Origin of the sequence: Streptomyces niveus (assembly GCF_001723055.1) — a bacterium.
GTDB lineage: Bacteria > Actinomycetota > Actinomycetes > Streptomycetales > Streptomycetaceae > Streptomyces > Streptomyces niveus.
On sequence record NZ_MDCR01000509.1, the window covers coordinates 1 to 2,328 of the forward strand.

The following is a 2,328-nucleotide window of genomic DNA, read 5'->3' on the forward strand; positions in this document are numbered from 1 at the left end:
CCGACTGGCGGATGACGACCGCGCCCTCCGGGTCGGGCCGGTCGTCATCCGCCAGTCGGGCCAGGGCGGTTGCCGCCTGCGGCGTGTCGACGATGAGGGCGACGGCGAGGTCGAGATCACGGGCCGCCTGCTCGTGCGCGGCGGCGGGACGCGGGACCTCGGATCCCGGACCGGCGGCACAGGAGGCCGCAGGCACCGAACTCGGGCAGTCGGCCTGTGCGTTGACCCGTTGCCGGGCGGCCTCGGTGTCGTAGTCGGCGTAGGTGTCGGCCAGGACCTCTGCCTGGTCCAGCAGGTCCCGGATGGAGGCGGGGTCGTTGGTGCGCACGTCTACTCCTCCGTCCCGGTCCGGCCGGTGTCCACGTTGAGCGCGCGTGCCAGACGCCGGCGGGCGTGCCGTACGTGGGAGCGTACGGTGGCGAGTTCGATGCCCAGGTACTCCGCGACGTGTTCCTCGTCATTGCCCAGGACGAACCGCAGGACGATGACGTCGTACTGCCGCTCGGGCAGCCCCGCGATGGCCCCGTACAGACCCAACTCCCCCTCCAGGACGGCGAATTCGTCGAGCGTCTCATGCAGGAGGAGCTTGCCCACGGCCGCGTGGAAGGCGGCGGTGCCCACGAGGAGTGGTTGGAGTCCGCGCGCGTCCAGCCAGCGGTGGACCTCTTCCTTCAGCAGCGACCACGCGTACCGGGGCACCGACTCCTGTGCCAGTACGTGCTTCCAGTCGCCCTTCAGGCGGGCACAGGCGTTGTCCACGACGGTCTCGGCCGCGGGCCGGCTGCCCACCTGTGTGTGGGCGTAGCGCATCCACAGTTGACGGTGGTGGTCGTGGAAGGCGTCGAAGGTCAGACCCAGCAGTCCTTCCCGCGCGTCCCGGGGAGCGTTCACATCGGCACCGTGTGCCTTGGGGGAAGGAGCAGTCATCACGTCGTACCGATCCCTGTGTCGACCCGCGAAGATCCGAACGGCGGTGCCCCGAACCACCACGGTTTCCGGATCGATTTCCACACGTGTCCTTGAGTGACTGAGCGCCGAGCCGCTCCACGGCGGAGGGCATCGGCGGAAACATGGCGTCTCTACCCGTCAGCCAACCGGAGGATGACCTTTCTTCGCAGCCCATCCCCCAACTTTCTTCACTGACAGCAATAGTATGACTACTCCGGCGGCCGGGGGCGGCCTTGGCGTCATGTTCCGGCGGTTGTCCCATGTGGGCGGTGGGAAGTGAACTGCGGTGGCACAGGCGGGCGTCGGCGCGGCGCGCACCCGGCCCGATCGAGTACCGACGAACCCCTGGGGGCGTGGCATGGCGGACAACGGCACGGTGGACCTGAGGCTGGATCAGGCGCATTCGGCCCGGATGTACGACTACTACCTCGGCGGCACCACGAACTTCCCCGCCGACCGGGAGGCCGCCGGCAAGGCACTGGCCGCCTTCCCCTCCATCCTGGCCACCGCCCGCATCAACCGCCGTTTCCTGCAACGCTCCACGCGGTTCCTCGCCGAGCAGGGCATGACCCAGTTCTTCGACGTCGGCACCGGAATCCCCACCTCCCCCAACCTCCACGAGGTCGCGCAGGAGGTCACGCCGTCGGCGCGCGTCGTCTACACGGACAACGACCCGATCGTCCTCGCCCACGCGCGGGCGCTGCTCCACAGCCACGCCGAGGGCCGCACCGCGTACGCGCACGCCGATGTCACCGACCCCGCCGACCTCCTGGCCACCGCGGAGATATCGGAGACGCTCGACTTCACCAGGCCCATCGCGCTGAGCCTCAACGCGCTGCTCCACTTCATCACCGACGACCGGGTCGACGGCGGCGCCCAGGGCATCGTCGAGCATTTCAAGGCGGCGCTCCCCTCGGGAAGCACCCTCACCATCACCCACGTCACCCCCGACTTCGACCCCGAGGGAATCGCCCGCCTCACCGGCGCGTACCGCGCCGCCGGCACCCCCGGGCAGGCACGCCGACACGCGGACATCGTCCGCCTCTTCGACGGCTGGGACCTTCTCGACCCGGGCGTCGTCCCCACCCAGCGCTGGCGGCCCACCGCCGAAGACCAGGCGGAGAACGTCACCGACGCGGAAGCGGCCTGCTACGCGGGAATCGCCCGCAAGCCCTGACCGGGGCGGCCCTCGACCGGGAGGTACGGGGCCGGCCTCACGCGGGCCGCGAGAGCTGTTCGCGTACCCATCCCGGGTCCGGGTTGACGTACGGCCGGCCCGCCACGAAGACGGTCGGGACGGTCTCGTCGCCGCCGTTGGCGTCGCGTACCACCGCGGCTCCGGCCGGGTCGCGCCAGATGTCCACCCAGTGCAACTGGCGG

General features: G+C 70.4%; 3 protein-coding genes and 1 pseudogene. 1 reads left to right on the plus strand and 3 read right to left on the minus strand.

What is annotated here, in order from left to right; all coding sequences use genetic code 11:
- Positions 1 to 328 (minus strand): annotated as a pseudogene (locus BHU15_RS41915) (hypothetical protein); the annotation flags it as partial.
- 2 nt (positions 329 to 330) lie between these two features.
- Positions 331 to 891, minus strand: a complete 561-nt coding sequence (locus BHU15_RS37055; RefSeq protein ID WP_247748826.1) for a sigma factor-like helix-turn-helix DNA-binding protein — start codon at positions 889 to 891, stop codon at positions 331 to 333.
- A 415-nt stretch (positions 892 to 1,306) separates the two neighbouring features.
- Here BHU15_RS37055 and BHU15_RS37060 point away from each other — a divergent pair, with 415 nt between their 5' ends.
- Entirely contained in the window at positions 1,307 to 2,125 is an 819-nt protein-coding gene (locus tag BHU15_RS37060; protein ID WP_069631090.1) for an SAM-dependent methyltransferase, read from the plus strand.
- Between the two features lie 37 nt (positions 2,126 to 2,162).
- On the opposite strand, the gene BHU15_RS42355 is transcribed toward BHU15_RS37060, so the two are convergent.
- The coding region (locus BHU15_RS42355) for a thioredoxin domain-containing protein (RefSeq protein WP_497210047.1) at positions 2,163 to 2,328 on the minus strand (166 nt) is incomplete at its 5' end.

Excerpts from the sequence above, each read along its gene's own strand:
- BHU15_RS37060 (WP_069631090.1), top strand. The coding sequence starts at position 1,307 with ATGGCGGACAACGGCACGGTGGACCTGAGGCTGGATCAGGCGCATTCG.